Annotated in this window: 19 protein-coding genes; all 19 read right to left on the bottom strand. The window is 52.6% G+C overall.

What is annotated here, in order from left to right:
- Positions 1 to 2 precede the first annotated feature (2 nt).
- Positions 3 to 857, bottom strand: a complete 855-nt coding sequence (pgeF, locus tag M2108_RS20225) for a peptidoglycan editing factor PgeF (RefSeq protein ID WP_277471088.1) — start codon at positions 855 to 857, stop codon at positions 3 to 5.
- 126 nt (positions 858 to 983) lie between these two features.
- On the bottom strand, positions 984 to 1,328 hold the full coding sequence (locus M2108_RS20220; RefSeq protein WP_277471090.1) for a YlmC/YmxH family sporulation protein: 345 nt from the start codon (positions 1,326 to 1,328) through the stop codon (positions 984 to 986).
- Positions 1,329 to 1,483: 155 nt separating this feature from the next.
- Entirely contained in the window at positions 1,484 to 2,266 is a 783-nt protein-coding gene (gene sigG, locus M2108_RS20215; RefSeq protein ID WP_039875939.1) for an RNA polymerase sporulation sigma factor SigG, read from the bottom strand.
- 76 nt (positions 2,267 to 2,342) lie between these two features.
- Positions 2,343 to 3,065, bottom strand: coding sequence for an RNA polymerase sporulation sigma factor SigE (gene sigE / locus M2108_RS20210; protein WP_068726422.1), 723 nt, complete (start codon positions 3,063 to 3,065; stop codon positions 2,343 to 2,345).
- A 162-nt stretch (positions 3,066 to 3,227) separates the two neighbouring features.
- Complete coding sequence (gene spoIIGA / locus M2108_RS20205; protein WP_277471198.1) at positions 3,228 to 4,175, bottom strand: sigma-E processing peptidase SpoIIGA; 948 nt, start codon at positions 4,173 to 4,175, stop codon at positions 3,228 to 3,230.
- Positions 4,176 to 4,383: 208 nt separating this feature from the next.
- Positions 4,384 to 5,313 carry an Rpn family recombination-promoting nuclease/putative transposase gene (locus tag M2108_RS20200; RefSeq protein WP_277471091.1) on the bottom strand — a complete coding sequence of 310 codons (930 nt, stop codon included), beginning with the start codon at positions 5,311 to 5,313 and terminating at the stop codon, positions 4,384 to 4,386.
- 117 nt (positions 5,314 to 5,430) lie between these two features.
- Positions 5,431 to 6,549 (bottom strand): cell division protein FtsZ, encoded by a 1,119-nt coding sequence (ftsZ, locus tag M2108_RS20195; RefSeq protein ID WP_277471092.1) that lies wholly within the window; start codon positions 6,547 to 6,549, stop codon positions 5,431 to 5,433.
- 64 nt (positions 6,550 to 6,613) lie between these two features.
- Entirely contained in the window at positions 6,614 to 7,879 is a 1,266-nt protein-coding gene (gene ftsA / locus M2108_RS20190) for a cell division protein FtsA (protein ID WP_221802360.1), read from the bottom strand.
- Positions 7,880 to 8,218: 339 nt separating this feature from the next.
- Positions 8,219 to 8,974 (bottom strand): cell division protein FtsQ/DivIB, encoded by a 756-nt coding sequence (locus M2108_RS20185; RefSeq protein WP_277471093.1) that lies wholly within the window; start codon positions 8,972 to 8,974, stop codon positions 8,219 to 8,221.
- Between the two features lie 64 nt (positions 8,975 to 9,038).
- On the bottom strand, positions 9,039 to 10,322 hold the full coding sequence (murA, locus tag M2108_RS20180) for a UDP-N-acetylglucosamine 1-carboxyvinyltransferase (RefSeq protein WP_277471094.1): 1,284 nt from the start codon (positions 10,320 to 10,322) through the stop codon (positions 9,039 to 9,041).
- Between the two features lie 222 nt (positions 10,323 to 10,544).
- The gene (gene murG, locus M2108_RS20175) at positions 10,545 to 11,660 is read right to left on the bottom strand and encodes an undecaprenyldiphospho-muramoylpentapeptide beta-N-acetylglucosaminyltransferase (protein WP_277471095.1); all 1,116 of its coding nucleotides are present in this window, start codon (positions 11,658 to 11,660) and stop codon (positions 10,545 to 10,547) included.
- 5 nt (positions 11,661 to 11,665) lie between these two features.
- On the bottom strand, positions 11,666 to 12,763 hold the full coding sequence (spoVE, locus tag M2108_RS20170; RefSeq protein WP_277471096.1) for a stage V sporulation protein E: 1,098 nt from the start codon (positions 12,761 to 12,763) through the stop codon (positions 11,666 to 11,668).
- Between the two features lie 49 nt (positions 12,764 to 12,812).
- Positions 12,813 to 14,231, bottom strand: coding sequence for a UDP-N-acetylmuramoyl-L-alanine--D-glutamate ligase (gene murD / locus M2108_RS20165; protein WP_277471097.1), 1,419 nt, complete (start codon positions 14,229 to 14,231; stop codon positions 12,813 to 12,815).
- 3 nt (positions 14,232 to 14,234) lie between these two features.
- Positions 14,235 to 15,200, bottom strand: coding sequence for a phospho-N-acetylmuramoyl-pentapeptide-transferase (gene mraY / locus M2108_RS20160; RefSeq protein WP_277471098.1), 966 nt, complete (start codon positions 15,198 to 15,200; stop codon positions 14,235 to 14,237).
- Positions 15,201 to 15,220: 20 nt separating this feature from the next.
- Positions 15,221 to 16,627: a UDP-N-acetylmuramoyl-tripeptide--D-alanyl-D-alanine ligase gene (locus M2108_RS20155; RefSeq protein WP_277471099.1), complete on the bottom strand. Its 1,407-nt coding sequence runs from the start codon at positions 16,625 to 16,627 to the stop codon at positions 15,221 to 15,223.
- On the bottom strand, positions 16,624 to 18,111 hold the full coding sequence (locus M2108_RS20150) for a UDP-N-acetylmuramoyl-L-alanyl-D-glutamate--2,6-diaminopimelate ligase (protein ID WP_277471100.1): 1,488 nt from the start codon (positions 18,109 to 18,111) through the stop codon (positions 16,624 to 16,626). Before M2108_RS20150 ends, M2108_RS20155 begins: the two co-directional genes overlap by 4 nt.
- A 51-nt stretch (positions 18,112 to 18,162) precedes the next feature.
- Positions 18,163 to 20,088: a stage V sporulation protein D gene (locus tag M2108_RS20145; RefSeq protein WP_277471101.1), complete on the bottom strand. Its 1,926-nt coding sequence runs from the start codon at positions 20,086 to 20,088 to the stop codon at positions 18,163 to 18,165.
- 142 nt (positions 20,089 to 20,230) lie between these two features.
- The gene (locus tag M2108_RS20140) at positions 20,231 to 22,453 is read right to left on the bottom strand and encodes a penicillin-binding transpeptidase domain-containing protein (protein ID WP_277471102.1); all 2,223 of its coding nucleotides are present in this window, start codon (positions 22,451 to 22,453) and stop codon (positions 20,231 to 20,233) included.
- A 43-nt stretch (positions 22,454 to 22,496) separates the two neighbouring features.
- Positions 22,497 to 22,892, bottom strand: coding sequence for a hypothetical protein (locus M2108_RS20135; protein WP_277471103.1), 396 nt, complete (start codon positions 22,890 to 22,892; stop codon positions 22,497 to 22,499).
- Between the last annotated feature and the right edge of the window lie 12 nt (positions 22,893 to 22,904).

Below are 22,904 nucleotides of genomic sequence, written 5' to 3'. Positions count from 1 at the left end.
CTTCAACTCTCCTTTATTCCGATCCAGCTCGTCATTCTTCCTGTTACTCCCTGTTCCTTACGGTATGAAAAGAACACATCAGGATTACAGCTTGTACACCATGTTGTACATTCGATATGAGTCGGCAAAATTCCTGCTTTAATCATAATGCGTCGGTTCATTTCTTTCAAGTTCAGCATACTTTTCTCCTTATCACTCTGCGAAACGCTGTACAGCGGCGGTGCAGCCTCCAATGAAGCCGGATCAGGCAATGTCTGCTCAAGCTTGCGCACATGATTCATGACATAATCATCAACCTCATAGCAGCAGTCTCCGATTGACGGGCCTATAGCCGCTATGATCTCCTCAGGCCGGCTTCCGTACATCCCGGACATTGCTGCAACCATCGCCCCGGCAATTTCCGCTACGGTGCCTTTCCATCCGGCATGAGCCAGTCCAACCGCACGCCGCACAGGATCATAAAAGTACAAAGGCACACAATCGGCATAAAAGGAAGTAAGCAGCACACCCGGCACATTGGTCACCAGTCCGTCCGTAGACGGAAATGCCGACTCCCTGTCCGTGCTGCCGCGTCCGCGGTCTTCAGCAGTCACGGCTGCTATATGTTTTCCGTGAGTCTGCTCTCCGCAGGTCCAGTCAGACAGGCTAAATCCCAGACTCTCCGCAAGCATTCTCCGGTTGCTCAGCACATCTTCCGGATCATCGCCAACATGAAAAGCACAGTTAAAGCCGTCATACGGCGGCTTTCCGGCCCCGCCCGCTCTTCCTGTGAACCCGGCAGTAATCTCTGTATGCACCTGCCATGGCTCCAGCTCCAGCTTCACAGGCAGCCCTTTGCTTTGAATAAACGGCTCCATTCTCTCACCTCTGCTTAAGTGTACCCTACAATGTGAGGCCAGGTCTACGAGGCTTGCTCAAACGCTCGCGCAGGTGTATCCTTTCCAAAGCTCTTTACCACAAATGGTTAAAAAAGACGCACCCGATTAATAAGTGCGCCGTTCGCTGCGGTCCCCCCGCTCCAGATACATCGTTTCACGCTCTTCCTGGCCCTGCGGCAGCCTGGCCTCTTCAATTTTGACAAGCACAACGTCCGCACCGATCTTGACGATATTCCGCCAGGGGATAATCAGATCACTGCCGCCTCCAAACAGCCCCATAAAGCGGCTGAAGCCCGGCACAACGACCGCATCGATCACTCCCCGGCGCAGGTCCAGCTCCAGATCGCTGATCTGTCCGAGCCGTTTTCCATCTACGATATTGATGACATCCTTTGTCTGAAAATCGGAAATTTTCATTTTTTTTCCTGAATTAAAGGAATCCTCGTTCATCCCACCACTCCTGTACAATCAGACCTATAGCTGATTATATGTCCTTCAGGCTTGGCAACATGCAGAAATAATTACAGAAGCTGCTGCATAACATACAAAAGGGTATCCGCCGGCTGAACACGCCTTATGGATACCCCTGCTTTTTATCGTCAGCTTTAAGACTTCACATGCTTCTGCATCTGCTGGATGGCCGACTTCTCAAGCCTCGAAACCTGGGCCTGTGAAATGCCGATTTCATCCGCCACCTCCATCTGGGTTTTCCCTTCGAAGAAACGCATGGACAGAATCCGCTTCTCGCGCTGGCCCAGCTTCCGCATCGCTTCACGCAGGGCAATTTCCTCAATCCACGAGACATCCTTGTTTTTGTCGTCGCTGATCTGGTCCATCACATAGATCGGATCTCCGCCGTCATGGTAGATTGGCTCAAACAAAGAAACGGGGTCCTGGATGGCATCCAGTGCGAATACAACATCCTCTTTCGGAACGCCAAGCGCCTGGGAGATTTCAAAAATCGTCGGCTCCCGCGAATTCTGGTTGGTCAGGCTGTCACGGACCTGAAGTGCTTTGTAGGCGATATCCCGCAGCGAACGCGAGACTCTGATCGGATTGTTGTCTCTGAGATACCTGCGGATTTCTCCGATAATCATCGGAACCGCATAGGTGGAGAACTTCACATTTTGCGATAAATCAAAATTATCGATGGCTTTCATCAGACCGATGCAGCCTACCTGGAACAGATCGTCTACGAACTCTCCCCGATTGTTGAACCTTTGAATAACACTAAGAACGAGTCTAAGGTTACCGTTAACCAATTTCTCTCTGGCGGATCGCTCGCCCTGCTGCTGCAGCGAAGTGAACAGCTCCCGCATTTCCACGTTCGTCAGAACGGGCAGCTTGGAAGTATCCACTCCGCAAATCTCGACTTTGTTTCGGGTCATGATGATTTACCTCCCAAGGAGAAACATTACTGTACATTATCTCCCCGGTCCGGCATTTTATTCCTTGGTTTTTTGCTCACACCATCTTGTTGAATTCCTTGCGCAGCCGCTTGATGATTCTCTTTTCCAGCCGCGAGATATAAGATTGCGAGATTCCAAGCAGGTCGGCAACATCCTTCTGCGTCTTTTCCTCTCCGCCGCGCAGCCCAAACCGCAGCTCCATTATCAGCCGCTCCCGTTCGCTCAGCTTTTCCAGCGCCTTCTGCAGCAGCTTGCGGTCCACCTGCTCCTCTATATTGCGGTAAATGGTGTCATTTTCCGTTCCCAGCACATCTGACAGAAGCAGCTCATTTCCGTCCCAGTCAATATTCAGCGGCTCATCAAAGGATACCTCACTGCGTGTCTTGCTGTTGCGCCGCAGATACATCAGAATCTCATTCTCGATGCAGCGCGAGGCATAAGTGGCCAGCTTGATTTTCTTGTCGGGATCGAACGTGTTAACGGCCTTGATCAGGCCAATGGCGCCAATGGAGACCAGATCCTCGATGTTGATGCCTGTGTTCTCGAATTTGCGGGCGATGTAGACAACCAGCCGCAGGTTGCGCTCAATCAGCATAGCCCTCACCGCAGCGTCACCTGTCGACAGCCTTTGCAGCAGGTATTCCTCTTCTTCCCTTGTCAAGGGCGGAGGCAGAGCTTCACTTCCCCCGATATAATAAATTTCCTGGCTTTTCAGCCCCAGCAGAAACAGCATCCGATAGTACTGCAGCTGCAGCGCAAGCTTCCATTTGACCATTATTGTTCCTCCTCCAAGAAGTGCTCAGTTACCCTGGATGTCCTTAACCATCCTCTTGGGGTAATCCGAGTAGACACGGCTTCGCCGTCCTGAACAGGACGGTATCCGGTTCTGTGAGAAAGATAAGAATCATGTGTAACCTCAAATTTACACATTCTTATCTTTTCAGCAAGGCACTGCAGCTTCAGCCGCGTGCTCTCTTTGGGCCAGGTCAGGATGTATGACCGCCCGGTACGCGCCGTCTCCCGACAGTGTCCCGCCATCCAGCCCGATGAGCACTCTTTTACTGCAGAAGATCTCCTCACCAAGCTTTATCTTCACCAGGTCCGGCTTCAGTGCGAGCATGAATGCCGCCCCGCGGTTAATGCCACGGTACGGTACCAGCCGCATCCGGTCCTGCCATGCAAAAGACTGCCCGTCCGTTTCCAGCAGAAGCTGGTCTGCGCCCATTTGTGTCAGCTTTCCTTTCCAGGAGTCGGGCAGATGTCCTTCCCACAGTGAAGCCTCCATCACCATGACCGGAATCCGGGTCAGAGGATCATTTAGCCGGTTGCCTGTATCAAGCAGTCCGGGACAGCTGACGCTGATACCCTCAATTTCCACAGTGACTTCACCGATGTAGGAGTCCAGTTGCTCCCTGCGGACCTGTGAGGAGTGGAATAGCTTAAAGAGCAGCAGTACCGCCGGTAGCACTCCAAGCACGAACCAGAAACCGATTTTCAGCCGGTGGGCTTGGCCCCCTGTACTTGTAAACAGAATACCGTTCCAGATATCCCCGGAGCTCTGCAGCAGGTAGTGAATGCCCAGTATGCCGCCGGCCGCCGCGAAATTGATGACATAAAACGCTCCCAATGCACGCAGAAAGCGCTGCAGGCTGTTATACCCGAAGGCTATCAGCAGCATCAGCACGGACAATCCGAACTTAATCAGAAAGGTATAAAGAAAAGACAGCTCCGGCACAAACATCATCACTACATATAACGCGCCGACCAGAGCGGAGAGGGCCAGCCTCCACCAGGAAACCTTGACTTTAATCTGCCACGCGGTCAGCCATATAAGCACTCCGTCGATCAGCAGATTGGCGGCGAAAATCAAATCAATATAAACTACCAGCACTTTCACCTGCCTAAGAGCTGCTGTCTTGCGGACGAAAGCAGGCTCACTTTTTGGACGATAAGATTAGTATAGAAACTCCCGCTTTCAAAGTCTGTCTAAACATGGGGGGCACTCTAATGGTTTTTTTGTCGAGTTATAGTTGCGGTCCGTGAATGCATTCAAAAAAATAACCAGCCCGGGAAGGCTGGTTCAGAGGCACCGTTATTCAATTCAAAGACCTGATTTCGTCTTCCGTAATTCCGGTTGCGGCTTGGACGGCCTGCTGATCCATTCCCATCCGGAGTAAATTCTTAGCAATCTCCAACTTAGCCTGCTCCATGCCTTCTTTCCTACCTTCTGACTTCCCTTCTTTCATGCCTTCTTTCATGCCTTCTTTCATGCCTTCTTTCATGCCTTCCTTCTTACCTTCCTCCAGACCCTTGGCAAAGCCTTCCCTTTGCGCGCCGTCTCTTTGTGAGGCCTCATCGTGCAGGAACTTCTGACGGTCTTCATATCTGCGCCGGGCTTCGGGATTCTGACTCAGGTATTCCAGCGTTTCAATCGCTTTTTGCAGTGCAGGTTCATTCATCTTCAGTACCTCCCAGTTATCAGTATCTCCTTTTAAAAACAGCAGCCAGTTGACCAATCCTTCTTCACCGGGAACAGCAGCCTTCTTCAGCTTCGGCAATTCAAGAAAATGAATTTCTATATCATCAATGAGCGGCGCACCGCTGCTGTCCTCCCGCAGATGAAATACACTATGGGTGTGTGCATTTGGCAGCACATTATAATTTAATATATTAATCGTTATACATTTTTTGAGATCTATATACCGGCCACCGGTCTGCAGCTGGCTTGAATAACGTTTACTCCAGTAGTACAGGGTCCGCTTCTCCATGTCATACTGGTTGAACAGCTGCATTTCAATGTTAATCAGCCTCCCGTCGACCGTCCTCGCCCAGATATCAAAGATAGACTGCTTGTCCTGAGGATCATCCTTATCCGTGTAGGGATTCAGCAGCACGACTTCCTCAAGCGGCGGTGCACCCGCATCCTGCAGTACACGATTCAGAAAAGCCAGCAGAACATCCTTATTGCTTTCACTTGCAAAAATCCGTTTGAATACAAAGTCCACCCGGGGATCAAGCAGCTCCATCTGTTCATCCGCTCCCGTTATTCGTATTATATCAGCTAAAAAACAAAAAAACACCGCATCCTTCCCGGCCTGCCGGCCAGGGGATACGGTGCTTCCGTATGAAATATTTACAGTTGTCTAATCGTTACTGCCGCGTGTGCGGTTGCGCAGAAAGGTCGGAATATCAAGCTGGTCAGAGGCTGTCTGATTACCGAACGGACGCAGATTGTTGTTGTTCTTATCAGCAGCAGGGGCAGGTTCACTGCTGACCGCTGGACGGCGGGTCTGTGAAACCGGTGAAGGCTTGTGTTCGAACCCGGTAGCGATAACCGTGACCTTGATTTCGTCCTTCATGCTTTCCTCAATGATGGCACCAAAAATCATATTAACTTCAGGGTCGGAAGCAGCGGTAACGATCTCAGCCGCTTCATTCACCTCATACAATGAGAGGTTGGATCCGCCTGTAATATTCATAATTACACCGCGCGCACCTTCGATTGAAGTCTCAAGCAGCGGGCTCATAATCGCTTTGCGGGCCGCTTCAGAAGCACGGTTCTCGCCGGTGGCAATACCGATCCCCATAAGTGCAGAGCCACGTTCGGTCATGATCGTCTTCACATCAGCAAAGTCAAGGTTAATCAGGCCGGGAACCTGAATAAGGTCAGAGATCCCTTGCACAGCCTGGCGGAGCACATTATCCGCTTCACGGAATGCCTCCAGCATCGGCGTTTTCTTGTCTACAATTTCCAGGAGCCGGTCATTCGGAATAACAATCAGCGTATCGACCTTTTCCTTGAGTGCTTCGATTCCGAGTTCTGCCTGATTAGCACGTTTTCTGCCTTCAAAAGTGAACGGGCGGGTCACGACGCCTACGGTCAATGCTCCGCATTCTCTGGCGATCTCGGCAATCACAGGCGCTGCGCCGGTACCTGTACCGCCACCCATTCCTGCGGTAACGAAAACCATATCTGCACCCTTAAGCGTATTTGAAATCAGATCGCGGGACTCCTCGGCCGCTTTCTTGCCTACTTCAGGATTGGCGCCTGCGCCAAGTCCCCGGGTAAGCTTGTCCCCGATTTGCAGTTTATGCTCCGATTTGGCCATATGCAGCGCTTGGGCATCTGTATTAACTGTGATGAACTCAACACCCTGAACGCCGTTTTCAATCATCCGGTTGACAGCATTGCTTCCGCCGCCGCCTACGCCGATGACCTTAATTTGCGCCAAGCTCTCCATTTCAAAATCAAATTCCAACATATTGATTCCATCTCCCCCTTGAATAGTGCTTGGATGGCCGGTCCAAGTATATCTGGACTTACACTTATATGAATTCGCTAAACATGTTCTTAATACGCTCCATCAGCCCCGGTTTCTTGTCGATCTCCTGGGTTGGAGCAGCGCTTTGCTTGCTTCGGTTGACCGTCTTCTTATTTGCGCTTCCGCCGGTATTGCCGCGAACGCGGAAACGGCGGACGACATTATGCAGAATACCTACACCCCCGGTGAAGCCCGGGTCGCGCACTCCGATATAGTCAGGAACAGCAATACGTACCGAAGCCGACAATTCAGACTGGGCCGCCTTCAGGACACCCGGCATCGATACAGTACCACCCGTAAGTATATAACCTCCGGGGAGCTCATTGTAACCCAGCCGCTTAACTTCCTGGCGGATCAGTTGAAATATTTCCTGGACTCTCGGCTCGATAATCGCTGCCAGATCCTCCTGGTTAAACTCCTTCTCCACATTGCTGCCGATACGGAGCACTTTGAACACAACATCTGAGGCGGCATCATCGATCCAGGCACAGCCATACTTCAGCTTAACCTTCTCCGCCTGATCCGTAAGTGTACGGAGCCCGTAGGCAATATCATTCGTTACAAATTCTCCGCCGATGGGGATCGTGGAAGTGGCACAGAGGGAACCTTCTTCATATACGGCTATCGTCGTGGAGCCTGCACCGATATCGACCAGTACCGCACCCATCGACTTCTCATCTTTGGACAGCGCCAATCCGCCGGCTCCAAGAGACATCAGCACAAGATCCTTCACCTTCAGCCCTGATTTCTCTACACAACGAAGCAGATTATGTATCGGCGTTTTCGCCCCGGTTATAATCGTCGCCTCTACCTCCAGGCGCACACCGATCATGCCGCGGGGGTCCTGGATTCCTTCCAGACCGTCAACGATATACTGTTTGGCGACAACATCGATAACTTCACGCTCAGGCGGCATTGCAATAACCTCTGCCGCTTTGATCACACGATCGATGTCCTCTTCACCAATCTCCCGGTCTTCATTCTGGACGGCCACGACACCATGGCTGGATTGCAGACCGATGTGGTTGCCGGAAATCCCGACATAGACCTCGGATATTTGAATACCGACCATCTGCTCCGCATGCTCCACGGCGCTTCTGATCGATTGCACAGTCTGATCGATATCTACAATCGCACCCTTGCGTATCCCTTCCGAATCAGCAGATCCAACGCCAATAATATTAAAGGTTCCATTAGTAACTTCCCCGATAATTGCCCGCACTTTGGATGTACCGATGTCCAAACTAACAATGATGTCATTGTTGCTCAAGCCCTATGGCACCTCCTGTTATAATTAAAAGTTGATGCTGAAGAAACACACGGTTTCCCTAGCCGGGAAGCTTCTCTGTACATATTCAACATCACGATTCCTTTCCCTCTTTTTTCTACAATTTTTTTGAATGGGATAATATGGAATGCCGGGTTTTATAGTGAGTATCTTTTAATAGTCCGGAGTTGTCCTTTCTCCCGCAAGAAATATAAGGATAAAAAGAAAAAAGCAACCATTTCCAGGCTTTATTCTCAAAAAATCCGCAGAAAAAAGAGGGATACACCTTATTGCCCGTAACTCCGATTGTAGCATTTTTTCTGTATCATTAGTAGGGACTATTTACTCTTGTATGTCATTTGCATCCTGGGAATCTGCCACGAAAGGCACATACGTATCAGCTTCCAGCATCTTGATCAGTCCGGGCTCCTCGGTCTCAATCACCTGGTTCAGGTATTCCACCTTATCCTTCAGCAGAGAGATTGCTGTAATCACCTCGAAATGCGAACGGGTGTACAGCTTAATGCGGTCCGGAAAAGATAGAGTCGGTGAAGGGACGATCTCGGAGATGTCACTGGTCAATTCATTGGGAATACCGGCTAAAGCCTGGGACAACTTGGCCTTATTGGGATCCCCTTCCTTCCAACCGGTCAGAATCGGCTTCTCTACCGCTATCCCGGTGTCATTCACCTTAACGGCAGCTCCACTGGACAGTATGGCTTCAAGAATCCCCTGTTGATCCAGCTCGTAGGCTACAGCCGGAAACTCTTCAATGGTAATGTTGACAATCCCCGGAAAATTCTTGATCACGGTGGCCTCCTTGACTGTTTTAAGCCCCTTCAGCGAATCTTCCACAGAATCAGCTGAGGCTGCGAAAAACTGTCCGCCGATTACCAGGCCGCTTCTCTCCAGCAGTTCCTCCCGGGTAGTGTATTTATTACCCTGAAAATTGATTTCCGTGATGCGGCTGACGGAGGACCGGAAAAAAATTACGGCCAGCAGCGCTATGAAAAGCAGCAGCAGAATGACAGTGATTTTACGGCTCATTTTTTTTACAGGCTTGTCCTCTTTTAGACGAGGCAGTCGGGTTTTAGGCATTCTCATATCTCCGTAATAAGGCCCTGTCTCCTTCCCTGGCCGAAGCCGAAGGAGACAGGGAGCTTTAATTGGCCAAATCAAAGGGACCCGGTACAGGTACTTTGCGGCTGATACGTGCACCCAGCTTCTGAAACAGCAGCTCGATGCCGTCATACCCGCGGTCGATGTGGTGCGCCTGCTCAACAATAGTAGTTCCCTGTGCTGCGAGACCGGCGATCACCAGGGCGGCTCCGGCCCGCAGGTCCGTTGCTTCCACTGTTGCCCCGTACAATCTCTGGACACCGCGGATAAATGCGCGGTTCAGGTCAGTGGAGATATCCGCACCCATCCGGGCCATCTCCTCCACATGCTTGAAGCGGCCCTCGAATACCGTCTCTTTAATGACACTGAAACCGTCGGCAAGCGACAGCAGCACCATCACCTGAGACTGCAGATCCGTCGGAAAGGAGGGATACGGCGATGTCACTATCCGCTCTACCGCACGTGGACGCCCAACACAGCTGACATTAATTATATCATTGCAGACTGTAATTTGAACACCTGCCCGCCTCAGCACATGGATGAGCGAGGTTAAATGTCCGGCATTGGTGTGGGTCAGGGTGACATTTCCGCGCGTTGCAGCAGCAGCAATCATGACCGTGCCGGCAACGATCCGGTCAGGGATGACCTCATACGTACACGAATAGAGCTTCTCGACACCCCGGATAGTGATGGTATCGGTGCCAGCGCCGATAATCTGGGCCCCCATCGCATTCAGGAAATTCTGCAGGTCCTGGATTTCCGGCTCTCTGGCCGCACCTGATATCGTAGTCGTGCCCTCAGCCATTGCCGCTGCCATCATAATATTCTCTGTGGCACCAACACTGGGATAATCAAGATGAATGTCGCTCCCTGTCAGCCTGCCGGCCCGGCAGGAAATCCTCCCGCTAACCTCCTCAATCTCAGCCCCCAGCAGCTTGAGGCCCTGCAGGTGAAGGTCAATCTTGCGTTCCCCGATTGCACAGCCGCCCGGCTGATAGATCGTCACCTCACCAAATCTGGCCAATAAGGGTCCCATTAAAAAAATGGAAGACCGCATCTGCCGCATTAAATCCTCCGGAACATGGGAAGTGCTTAAGGTTGACGTATCCATTGTTACCGTTTCTTCCTCATGCACAGCCCTGCAGCCCAACCGTCCCAAAATGTTCAGCATGGTCTCGATGTCCAGCAGCTTCGGCACATTATGCAGTGAGTGAACTCCTTCGGCCAGCAGGCTTGCCGCCAGGATCGGCAGAGCCGCATTTTTTGCTCCATGGATACGTATGGTGCCTGACAGGGGACTTCCACCCTCAATCACCAATTTGTCCAATGTATCACCTCCGAGATTACCGCTCACCCACAACCGGTTTCTCCCGACCAAAACCTGTGAAACGCCCCTGGTACAACAGTATACGCCTAGGCATCTCATCCTGCGGGAAGAACCTTGGGTGATTGTCACGATTATAGGATTATCCTATGTTCATAACCCCGGGTGTGTGACAGCAGGAGAATAAGAGCGGCTCTGGAGCAGCGGCCTGCCGGCAGCCTAACCTTATTTCTTCCGTATGGCGGCAAGCCGCCGCAGTTCGCTGACGACCAGCGCAGCGGAATCCCGTTTGCCCAGACGTCTGGACGATTCCGCCATGCTGCTCCGCAGTGACTCTGCCCCGATGATCCGCTGAACAGCTTCATGCAGCGCCTTGCCGGTCAAATCCTTCTCCAGCAGTACAACCGCCGCACCTTCACGTTCCAGCTGTCTTGCATTAGCTTCCTGGTGATTGTTCGTCACATTAGGGGACGGAATGAGGACGGAGGGAATGCCCAAAGCCGTAATCTCGGCCAAAAAGGAGGCGCCCGCCCGGTTCACAATCAGCGAGGTACAGGCCAGCACCTCAGGCATATTGTGGACATAGGGGAGTACATGCAGCCAGCTTGGCTCTCCCCCGAGCTTTTGACGCAGGGCCTTGCGGGTTTCTTCAAAGTAAGACTCGCCTGTAACATAAACATAATGAACTCCATTACCCTTACCCACAAACGGTACCATCTCAATCATTGCCCGGTTAATCGCCTTGGCTCCGCCGCTGCCGCCGACCACAAGCACAACCGTACTTCCTTCAGGTATGCCAAGGGACGCGTAACCTCGCTGCGGGCTTGCAGCTGTGACCGTTGTAGCTCTTGGATTACCGGTATAGATGACGTTTTTGCCGCCCGGAAAAGCGGATTCTGTGCCTTCAAAGCTTACGGCTACCGTATCGGCATACCGGCTCAGAAATTTGTTCGTCAGTCCGGGAATCGCATTCTGTTCATGGATAAGCGTCGGAATCCCGAGACGGGAGGCCGCGTATACTACAGGGCCGCATACATAGCCGCCTGTGCCGATAACGACATCAGGCTTGAACTCGCGCAGCATTTCCTTGGAGGCCTTAACCCCCTTCAGAAAACGCATTATCGTCTTTACATTGTCCATCGAAATCTTCCGGCGGAAGCCGGTAATATCAATAGCTTTAAAAGGAAGATTCTCCTGGGGAACGAGCCTGCTCTCCAGACCTCGTTTGCCGCCGATATAGAGAAAGGCCGATCCTCCCTCTTCCGCTTCAAGCTGCCTGGCGACGGCAACGGCGGGATAAATATGTCCCCCCGTGCCACCGCCGCTTAATACGATACGCATCTCTTTCACCTCGCATAACGGGATAGATTCAGTAAAATGCCGAGTGCCGTAAGCATCAGAGTCAGCGAAGATCCCCCGTAGCTGATCAGCGGAAGGGTAATGCCGGTTACCGGCATCATTCCGATAACCACACCAATGTTAATGATGACCTGAACTGCTACCATACTGACAATCCCTACCGCCAGATAGCTGCCGAACCGGTCAGGCAGGCTCATCGCCACCTTCATTCCCCGCCAGATCAGGATCAGGAAGAGGATCAGCACCGCAATTCCCCCGATGAAACCCAGCTCCTCAGTAAGTATAGAAAAAATAAAATCAGTCTGCGGCTCCGGCACATAGCTGTATTTCTGCCGGCTCATCCCCAGCCCGAGACCGCCCAGCCCTCCGGGACCAATCGCATAAAGGGACTGGATAATCTGATATCCGGCGCCAAGAGGATCGGACCAGGGGTCAAGAAAGGCTGTAATCCGCTTCAGCCGGTAAGGTGCAGCGGCAATCAGCCCGGCAAAGCCGAGCACCCCCAGCCCCCCGAGCGAGAGCAGGTGTTTCATCCGGGCGCCTGCCGTGAAGACCATCATAAGCGCCGCACCGAACATCACGGTGCCTGTGCCGAGGTCCGGCTGGAGCATAATCAGCGCGAACGCCGAGCCGATCAGGGCGAGCGGCGGCAGCAGGCCGCGTGTGAAGCTGGAGATGTCATAATCATCCTTGCCCAGCCAGTTGGCCAGGAACAGAATCATCCCCATCTTCATAAATTCGGAGGGCTGAATGCCGAAGCTGCTGATCCCCAGCCAGCTCCGCGCACCGCCGCGGACTACCCCGATGCCCGGAATTAAAACCAGGACAAGCAGGATGAAGCAGAGGATCAGTGCAGGCCGTGCAAACTTCTTCAGCACCAGATAATCCGTGTTGGCGGTAACGAACATTGCACCAAGGCCAAGTCCGGCGAACAGCAGCTGTCTTTTGACAAAATAAAACGAATCGCCATAATTGCGGAAGCCCAGGACAGATCCGGCGCTGTAAACCATCACCATGCCGATGACCAGCAGGGCAAGTATGGGGATCAGCAGCCAGATGTCAGGCGCATGACGCGATTTGTTCATCAGGAGCACACCTCTTGCATCCGTAGTAGGGGCTTATCCACCCCCCTACTTAAAGGTTATGCACCGCCTCTTTAAAAATACGCCCGCGCTCCTCATAGGATGTAAACATATCCCAGCTGGCGCATGCAGGAGACAGGAGAACGACCTCTCCCGGTTCCGCGAGAGCGGAAGCCTCCCGCACAGCCTGCTGCAGCACGGCGGCGGCACTCTCCCCATTATCGACGGAGATGATATGCTTTACTCCTGCCATTGCGGCAACCTTCGCCAGCTTGTCCCGGGTCTCACCCAGGACCACGATACCTTTCAGGCCGCCCAGGACAGGCAGCAGCTCCATATAGTCGGAGCCGCGGTCAAGACCTCCGGCAATCAGCACCAGCGGCTGCTTGAAGGAGCCCAGCGCCATAGTGGTCGCTTTGGAATTGGTAGCTTTGGAATTGTTATAGTAGGCGGTACCCGCCTTCTCTGCCACATACTCCAGCCGGTGCTCCACACCGCGGAACGATGCCAGCACGCCGCCAAGCACAGCAGGATCTGCCCCTGCGGCAATGGCAATGCCGCAGGCTGCCAGCGCGTTCTCCACATTGAAGCGGCCGGGCAGGCCGATTGAGCTGACCTTGGCTATCTCGGTTTCACTCTCACTGTAATCGCGGTAAATGATCACCCGTTCCAGATCATCCTCTGTATCAGGCAGATAAGAAGGCCGGACGAAAATGCCCTGGACCAGCTCCTCGGTCATCGAGAAGGGCAGAATACCTGCCTTGATATAAGGAACAAGCTCACGGCAGACCGGATCATCCCAGTTCAGCACTGCAGTATCTTCAGGCTTCTGGTTGGCAAAGAGCTTCGCTTTGGAGGCCACATAGTCCTCCATGCCGCCGTGATAGTCCAGATGGGTCTCCGCCAGGTTCAGCAGTGCGCCCACCTTCGGGCGGAAGGTCTCGGTTCCTTTTAGCTGGAAGCTACTCAGCTCCACTACCATCCAGTTATCGTCGCGTGCTTCCTGCGCAGCCTGGCATAGCGGTGTGCCGATATTGCCGGCGACAATCGGATTCATTCCGGCAGCATCCAGCATTTTACCCACCCAGGTCGTCGTTGTCGTCTTGCCGTTGGAGCCGGTAATGCCGATCATCGGCGCTGCACAGATATGATAGGCAACCTCCACCTCGGTAACAATTTCGATGCCGAGCTCCAGTGCCTTTTGTACCGGAGGCACGGAATACGGGATTCCCGGATTCTTCACCACAAGGCTTACGCCTTCGTGGATAAGACCTTCCGGATGTCCTCCGCATATAACAGAAATTCCCAAAGATTCCAGTTCGGAAGCTTCGGGACTTTGCTCTCTTTCCTTTTTATCGTTGACCGTGACGACCGCGCCGCGTTCATGCAGTACCTTGGCCACCTGGACTCCGCTTTTTGCGAGCCCCAGGACGACCACCTCCCTGCCTTTGTATTCATCTGGATGCTTCATTCCTTACAACCCCTTGCTCAAGATTAGTCCTACAGCCGCCAGCAGCAGGCTTACCGCCCAGAATGTCGTAACAACACGCCACTCCGACCAGCCTCCCAGCTCAAAATGATGGTGGATCGGGCTCATGCGGAAGATACGTTTGCCGCGTGTTTTGAAGGAAGCCACCTGCAGCACGACGGACAGCATTTCTATTACGAATACACCGCCGATTACTACAAAGAGCAGCTCGCTTTTGGTAACAATGGCAATGGCCCCGATGGCGCCGCCAATCCCGAAGGAACCAAAGTCCCCCATAAATACTTTGGCCGGATGGGCGTTAAACACCAGAAACCCGAGCACTGCGCCAATCATCGCAGCCGCACATACCCCAGCGGCAATTGAGGTTGCCTGCATGGCGACTACTGCAAAGGCGGCAAGGGCAATTGCACTGACTCCGGACAAAAGTCCGTCAACTCCATCCGTGAAGTTAACGGCATTGGTAACCGCCATCATCATGATGACGATGAACGGATAATAGAACCAGGAGCCCCAGTCAAAGCTGACATCCGTGCCTGGTATGCTGATTCCGGTATTGTGGCCGGCATTAAACAGCAGGATGCTCAGCACTATGCCTACCAGAAGCTGGCCGGCCAGCTTTTGGCGTGCCGTAAGCCCGAGTGAGCGTTTAAAAGCAATTTTGATGTAGTCATCCAGGAACCCGATCAGCCCGTAGCCGAGCGTAGCCACCAAAAGAACATAAAAATCCGAATTCACTACAGAAAACTTTAAGAAGGACAGCGTGAACGCCACCATAATGATAATACCGCCCATAGTCGGTGTTCCGGCTTTTTTCAGATGGGATTGCGGTCCGTCGTCCCGTACCTGCTGTCCGAATTTCATTCTGCGCAGCAGCGGAATGAACAGCGGAGCGGCAATGACCGCAAGGATAAAGGATACAGCAATAGTCAGCAGCAGAAGTTGATAATCCATGGGTACACCCCCTCCAGTATTTATGTCTGTTTAAAATGTTCGTTAAGGCTGTTCAGCGTCTCTTCCAGCCGCATGCCTCTTGATGCTTTGAACAACACGATGTCCTTGGAACTGCATCTGCTGTTCAGGGCAGCAGACAGCTCTGCCTTATCGGTAAAGGCCAATACCCGTTCAGGCCCGAAGCTCTTGACTGCGGCTTCAGCCAAAAAGGCTGATAGCGGTCCATAAGTAAAGACCAGATCCGTCAAAGCCGGATCCAGATATTCGCCGATTTCCCGGTGAAAATCAGCTTCGTTAGGCCCAAGTTCCAGCATGTCCCCCAGCACAGCGACCCGTTTGCCGTCTGTTTTCATAGACTGGAGCACATCAATAGCCGCCTTCATGGAGGTAGGACTGGCATTATAGGCATCGTTCAGCAGCGTCAGTCCGGAGGCCGTTACGATCACTTCGATCCGCATGCCGGTCAGCTTGAGCCGTTTCAGCCCTTCTTCAATATTGGCCTCGCTAACCCCATAATGCCGGGCAACCGCAAATGCAGCCAGTGCATTACTGACATTGTGGCGGCCCGGAAGCGGCAGTGTAAAAGCGCGCTCCTCAGCAAGATAGACGGTTGTAAACGTCATTCCCCCGATATGTGTCATCATCCCTGTCGGATAAATATCGTTATCGGCAGCAAAACCGAAACGCACAGATTGCATACCTTCCGGCGCTTGGAAAGCAGATTCTGTCATAACTTCGGCGAGCAGCGGCTCATCGCCATTATAGATAAGCAGTCCGCCAGGCTTTAATCCTTCAGCAATTTCCAGCTTGGCCCGGGCAATTTCCTTGCGGGAGCCTAGCTGCAGCAGATGCGATTCCCCTATATTTGTAATAACCGCAACGTCGGGAGCGGCAAGCGAAGCCAGCAGGGCAATTTCTCCCCGTGAGCTCATGCCCATCTCGAGTACGGCTATCTCGGTATCCTCGCTCATTGAAAGCACCGTAAGCGGCAATCCGATATGGTTGTTGAAGTTTCCCTGAGTTTTATGAACCTTGTATTGCCCCTCCAGCAGGGAGGTAACGATATCCTTGGTTGTCGTTTTGCCGTTACTGCCCGTTATACCTACAACCTGCGCGCCTGTTTCACTTAGATAAGCGGCAGCCAGTCTCTGCAGGGCAGCCAATGTATCCTCAACCAGAATGACCGCACCTTCCGGTGCAGCACCCTTATCCCGCTGCCAGAGTGTGGCGGCAGCCCCGGCTGTGAGTGCCGCCGCACTGTAATCATGCCCGTCGAAATTGTCTCCCGTAAGCGGGACAAACAGGCAGCCTGATGTAATTTTGCGGGAGTCGGTAATGACTCCCGATATTTCCAGTTCCGGATCTGCGGCAGAACCTGTTGTTCCTCCGCACATGTCAGCGATTTTTTGCAGCGTTCTTGTAATCAATAGCTTCGGCCCCTTATAACTTCTTTGGCGACAAGGCGGTCATCGAAATCATGAACCACTCCGCCGATCAGCTGGTAGGTCTCATGACCTTTCCCCGCAATCAATACTACATCGCCGGGGCTTGCCATTTCAATAGCATTTCTGATCGCCTCCCGGCGGTCCGGAATCATCTCATAACGCTCTTGCGGAACCCCGTCCTCGCTCAGGCCGGCCTCAATATCCTGCAGAATCAGCAGGGGATCCTCTGTCCGCGGGTTATCCGAAGTCACAAATACATGGTCGCTGTATTTCGCGGCAATTTTGCCCATAAGCGGGCGTTTTGTCTTATCCCGGTCCCCGCCGCATCCGAATACGGTCAACACCTTGCCGCCGGCGAACTCGCACACGGCCTTCAGCACATTCTCCAGTCCATCCGGCGTATGCGCATAGTCAACAATAACAGCAAAATCCTGCCCCGCGTCAACCGATTCCACACGACCCGCCACTCCTGCCACCGATTCCAGACTTGCTTTAATCTCTTCCAGCGGGATATCTTCGAGCAGTGCGGCGGTTATCGCAGCCAGGGCGTTATATACATTGAATTTGCCGACCATATGCAGCGAAATATCAGCCTCTCCCTTAAACGTATCCACATGGAAAAATGTTCCTTTGGCTGTAATCGATATTTGCGACGCCCTGACGTTGGCATCATTATCAATGCCGTATGTAATCACTTCCGCTGCAGTCTGGGCGGCAAAATAAGCGCTCGCTTCATCATCGGCATTCAGCACTGCGTACTTACGCTCTTCTTTCCAGGGTGAAATGACGTTGCCCAGACGGGAGAAGAACAGCCCTTTGGCCGCACGGTACTCCTCCATAGTATGATGGTAATCCAGATGGTCCTGGGTCAGGTTTGTAAAAATCGCTGTACGGTAATCCGTGCCTTTTACCCGCCCCTGTTCAAGCGCATGGGAGGATACTTCCATAACACAGCATTCCACACCTTTCAGCGCCATATCGTTAAGCGTACGCTGCAGCTCAAGCGACTCCTGCGTCGTGCCGGAAGCCGGATAGGTCTGGCCGTCATATTGGAGCTGGATCGTGCCGATAAGTCCGGTTTTCAGCCCGTGATCGGACATAATCCGCTCAATCAGATAGGTGGTCGTCGTTTTGCCGTTCGTTCCGGTCACGCCAATCATTTTCATACGGCTGCTCGGCGAACCGAAGAAGGCATTTCCAAGTACAGACATGGCAAACCGGCAGTCATCGACGATCAGCTGCGGCAGATCCAGATCCAGCTTCCGTTCAACTACCAGCGCGGCAGCGCCTCCCGCTGCCGCCTGGGGTGCATAGTCGTGGCCATCCACCGTAAAACCGGGCAGACAGATAAACAAATCGCCGGGCTTAACCTTCCGGGAATCTGCCTGAAGATTTACAATCTCGGTTTCCCCGTCTCCATACAGGCGCGAAGCCGCAAGACAAGAAGATAATTCTTTTAATTTCATAACTAATCCCTCACTCTGCAATTTCGGATAAGAAGACTGGCCCTACCTCTATCATTGACTGGAATTCCCCATATAAATCCTGATGGTCGAGCCTTGTTCAACCCTCGCTCCGGCTTTCGGAGCCTGATTAATGACAGTATTGCCGGTGCCTGAACGGGCTAACGTAAAGTTCATGTTCAAGTCCTCGTAAATGTCCTGGACGGTAGCCCCGGTTAGATCGGGAACCGTAACAATCGGAGTTTCACCTAATTTATAGGTTTTGGGAAGCTGGTCTGTTCGTTCAGGTACTTTCAGATAATGCAGGGAATCCTCAAGAATGTTCTGTACGATCGGAGCAGCTACAACCCCCCCGAACTGTATTCCCTTAGGATTATCAACCGCAGTGTAAACTACAATCTGCGGATCATCCGCAGGAGCAAAGCCAATGAATGAAACAATATGCTCGGTCGGAGAATAGCGGCCGTTAACTACCTTTTGTGCCGTCCCTGTTTTGCCTCCCACCCGGTAGCCGTCAATAAATGCCGGCCGGCCGGTGCCTTTGGCAACCACGCTCTCAAGGGCAGCCCGCACCTTCTTCGATGTTTCCTCCGAGATAACCTGCCGGACCTCCTTGGGCTGAACCTCGGATACGGTTTCGCCCGTCTCCGGATTAATCCAGGCCTTGGCCACGTGCGGGGTATACAGCTTACCTCCGTTAATGGCCGCCGATACGGCAGCAATCTGCTGAATCGGCGTAACCGAGACGCCTTGGCCGAAAGCGGTGGTAGCAAGCTCCACCGGCCCCACCTGGGACGGCTTGAACAGAATACCGCTGGCCTCCCCGTTCAAATCTATGCCTGTTTTTGTCCCGAACCCGAAATCCCGGATGTATTTGAAGAGGCTCTCCTTGCCGAGCCGCTGGCCCAGGGCGACGAACCCGGGGTTGCAGGAATTCTCAACCACTTCAAGGAAGGTCTGGCTGCCGTGCCCGCCCTTTTTCCAGCAGCGCAGCCTGGCGCCTCCGACCTCGGCATAGCCCGGATCAAAAAACCGCTCATTCTGCAAATCCACCTTATTCTCCTCCAGCGCCGCTGCAAGTGTAATGATCTTGAAGGTGGAGCCCGGTTCGTAGGTCATCCAGATCGGCAGGTTGCGGTTATAAACCTCAGCATCGTATTCCTTGTAAGAGCCCGGCTCATAGCCCGGCCGGCTGGCCATTGCCAGTATCTCACCGTTTTTGGGGTTCATTGCAATCGACCATGCACCCTGTGCCTGATACTTAACCATCGCCTGATCCAGCTCACGCTCCATAATCGACTGGATCTGCTTATCAATGGTCAGCTGCAGGCTGAGCCCCTCCTGGGGTTCGTAATATTTCTCGGAGGAGCCCGGCATCAGCCTTCCTCCCGCATCGGACAGATAGGAGACATTGCCTGCAATTCCTTTGAGCAGCTTATCATAAATGCTCTCTATGCCCGTAATTCCCTGGTTATCGATTCCGGTAAACCCGAGAATATGTGCTGCCAGATCACCATAAGGATAGTATCGTTTGTTGTCCTCAGCCACAACGATGCCCGGCAGCTGCAAATCACGGATGCTCGCGGCAAGCTCCATCGTAATTTTGCGGCCGCCGGGCTGTAGCTTAACCGAAGACTCACGTTTGGACATCAAAGTGACCAGCTTTTCCTCAGTCATGCCAAGGAGCGGAGCCAGCTGCTGTGCCGTCTTTTGCTTATCCTTAACCTGTACGGGAACGGCATAAACCGTAGGCGAACTGACATTATAAGCCAGCGCAACACCTTCACGGTCCAGTATCTCTCCGCGCTTGGCGGTATAAGGAATATTGCGGCGCCACAACTCCTCCGCCTTGGCGCTCAGCTTCTCGCCCTGATAGAGCTGTACATAGGCAAGTCGTACAGCCAGCGAACCGAATAACACAGCCAGTCCCAGCAGTGTCCACAGCATTCTCCGCCGGGTTACAACCTTTGAAACCTTCATACCGCGTTCCCCCGCTTTCCCTCGTAATAGACATGATCTCTTATCTTCATGACTATTCGGGACAAACAGGGGTTAGAACAAGCCTGACAGCCTGTGCAGCCTGCCATATGCAAAGACCGGCCCATCAGGGACAAGCAGCGGGCTATTCTCCGCTGCCACCGCTATCTTCGGTCTGTTCTCCTGCCGCAGCTACCGGAATATCCTCACCGTATTCATTGAGCGGACTCAGCTTCAGCTGTACAAGCTTTTTGCCGTTCTGGCTTGATTCTGTCTGCTCGGTGACATATCCTTCGCCTTCGACGGAAATCTGGACCTTCAGCAGATTGAGCACCTCCAGCGCATCCCGCAGTGACTGTCCCTTAAGATCAGGAATAGAAGCCTGGTCGCCCTGCTGGCTTAACAAATAGATCCGCTGTCCCGAAGCAAGCAGGGTCCCTGCTTCCGGATACTGGCTGACCACACTGTTTCCGCTGCCGACTGCCTCAAAATCGTAGCCCTGATCCAGCAGCAGCTCTCTGGCTTCCTTAACGGTTTTACCCTCCAGATCCGGCGTGGAGCGCTGGACTGGAGCCGTTTTGTTAATCTTTGTGCTTGCTCCCGTGGCAAGTGCTGTCTTTGGCACCCCCATATACTGCAGGGACTGTGATACAATTTCTTTGAATACCGGGGCAGCTGCCGTTCCGCCGCCGACCTCAACATTCGGCTCATCGATAATGACGATAACTGCAATTTTCGGATCATTCACCGGAGCGTAGCCGATGAAGGATACCAGCACCTTAGATTTCACGTAGTCCTGGCCTTCTACCTTAATCGCGGTCCCGGTCTTACCGGCTACCCGGTAGCCTTCAATGTAAGCATGTTTACCGGTACCAATACTCTGGTCTGACACAACCTGCTCCAGATAACTGCCGGTCTCCCTGGCGCTTTCTTCAGAAATAACCTGTCGGACCACCTCCGGCTTGGTAACAGACGTTTCCCCCGTGTTCGGATCGCTGATTTCCTTAATGACATGCGGTACCATCAGCTTCCCGCCATTGGCAATAGCTGCGACAGCTGTGAGCTGTTCAATCGGCGTAACCTGCACTTTACCGTGGCCGTAAGCCAGCGTTGCATACTCAACAGAATACTTCGGTGTAACCCGGCCTGAGACTTCTCCGGGAAGATCGATGCCCGTCTGCTCCTCAAACCCGAAATCGTGAATATACTGCATCAGCCGGTCCTGCCCGAGCATTTCGAAGCCCAGTTTTACAAAAGCCACGTTACTGGAGCGCTTCACCCCTTCAAGGAATGAAATTTCACCCCAGCCGGCACGGTTGATGTCATGGAGCGGCTGGCTGTATCCTTTAATCCGGATCGAACCTGATTTGAAGGTAGCTTCAGGGTTGAACAGGTTCTCCTCCACCGCCCCGGCCAGCGTGACAATTTTGAAAGTGGAGCCTGGCTCATAAATGGACTTGATGGCATGATTAAGGAAATTTTCCTGATCGCCTGCATACTTCCAGAATTCATTCGGGTTAAAAGTTGGCAGATTGGCCAAGCCGAGGATTTCCATTGTGTTCGGATCGGCGGCAATAACCGTCATACTCTTGGGCTTGTACTGGTCATACGCCTTCTGCATGGCTTCTTGAATATACCGCTGAATGGTACTGTCAATGGTCAGCTTGATATTGCTGCCGTTCACCGCTGGCTGGTAGGTGTCGTTGGAGTCCGGAAGCTTTATCCCTTTACCGTCACTCTGATAATAGAGCTTGCCGTTAGTTCCTTGAAGCTGCTTGTTAAAATAACTTTCCAGCCCCATAATGGCTTCGCCGTCGCGGTTCGTGTAGCCCAAAATATGCGCAGCCAAAGAATCCTTTGGATAATAACGTTTCTGCTCCGTGATCAGACCGATTCCGGTTTCGAGCGTACTATATTTCTCCTCCAGCTCTTTGTTGAACTCTCTCACTTTATCCGCGAGCTCTTTATCAATTTTCCAGCCTTCATTACGGATCTCGCGGTTCTTCAGGTAATTGCCGCTGTCATCCTTGGCCTCCACCAATTTCTTCAGTTCGGCCTCCGGCTTGCCCAGCAGGTCATGGAGTCCCTTGATGACCTCTTCCCCGAATCCCTTTTCAGCGATGACCTGAGGATTCACAACCACCGTATACGCCGGCACATCACTGGCCATCACACTTCCGTTGCGGTCTTCGATGGTTCCCCGCTTTGCTTTGATAACCGAGGTATGCGCCCACTGGCTAACAGCCTTTTCATGCCAGAAATCATTCTGCATGACCTGAATCCAGAATACCCGGACGACTAAAACAAGAAAAAAGAGGGTAATACACCCTCCTATAAACAGCGTGCGAAGTTTTATTCTCTTGACCATAAGGTAACCTCACAAACTCTATTATTGCAGCCTCACCAGGCCGCTAATTGTCGTTTTCGTCAGCTGCCTTACCGTTTGCAGAAACATAGATTGCAGAGTCCTCCGGAGGCTGGATATAGCCCAGCTTCTTGGCTTTCTCGCCAACCAGCTGTTCCAGCGTCTGCTTTTCCATCTGATAGGTGGCAATTTGCTTCTGTGTCTCGGCAATGTTGCTGTCCAGCTTCTGAGCCTGCAAATTCAAATCATAAATATGGACGTAACGCCAAATCAGGGCGACAGCCACCAGTACAAAAGCTGCCAGCGTCAGCATATAAATCAGCTTTTCCTGCGTCGGCAGCACCATCCGTCTGGTGACGACTTTCGTCTTCTCGCGGTAAAGCGGATTTACCTCTTGTTTTCTCTTAGGTTGAACTGCTAAATTGCCGCGGGTATAGGCCATCTCTCTGACTCT

It is taken from the genome of Paenibacillus sp. PastM-3, from assembly GCF_029893965.1.
Taxonomy (GTDB): Bacteria; Bacillota; Bacilli; order Paenibacillales; family Paenibacillaceae; genus Paenibacillus_AQ.
This window is presented reverse-complemented; position numbering and strand designations above follow the sequence as displayed.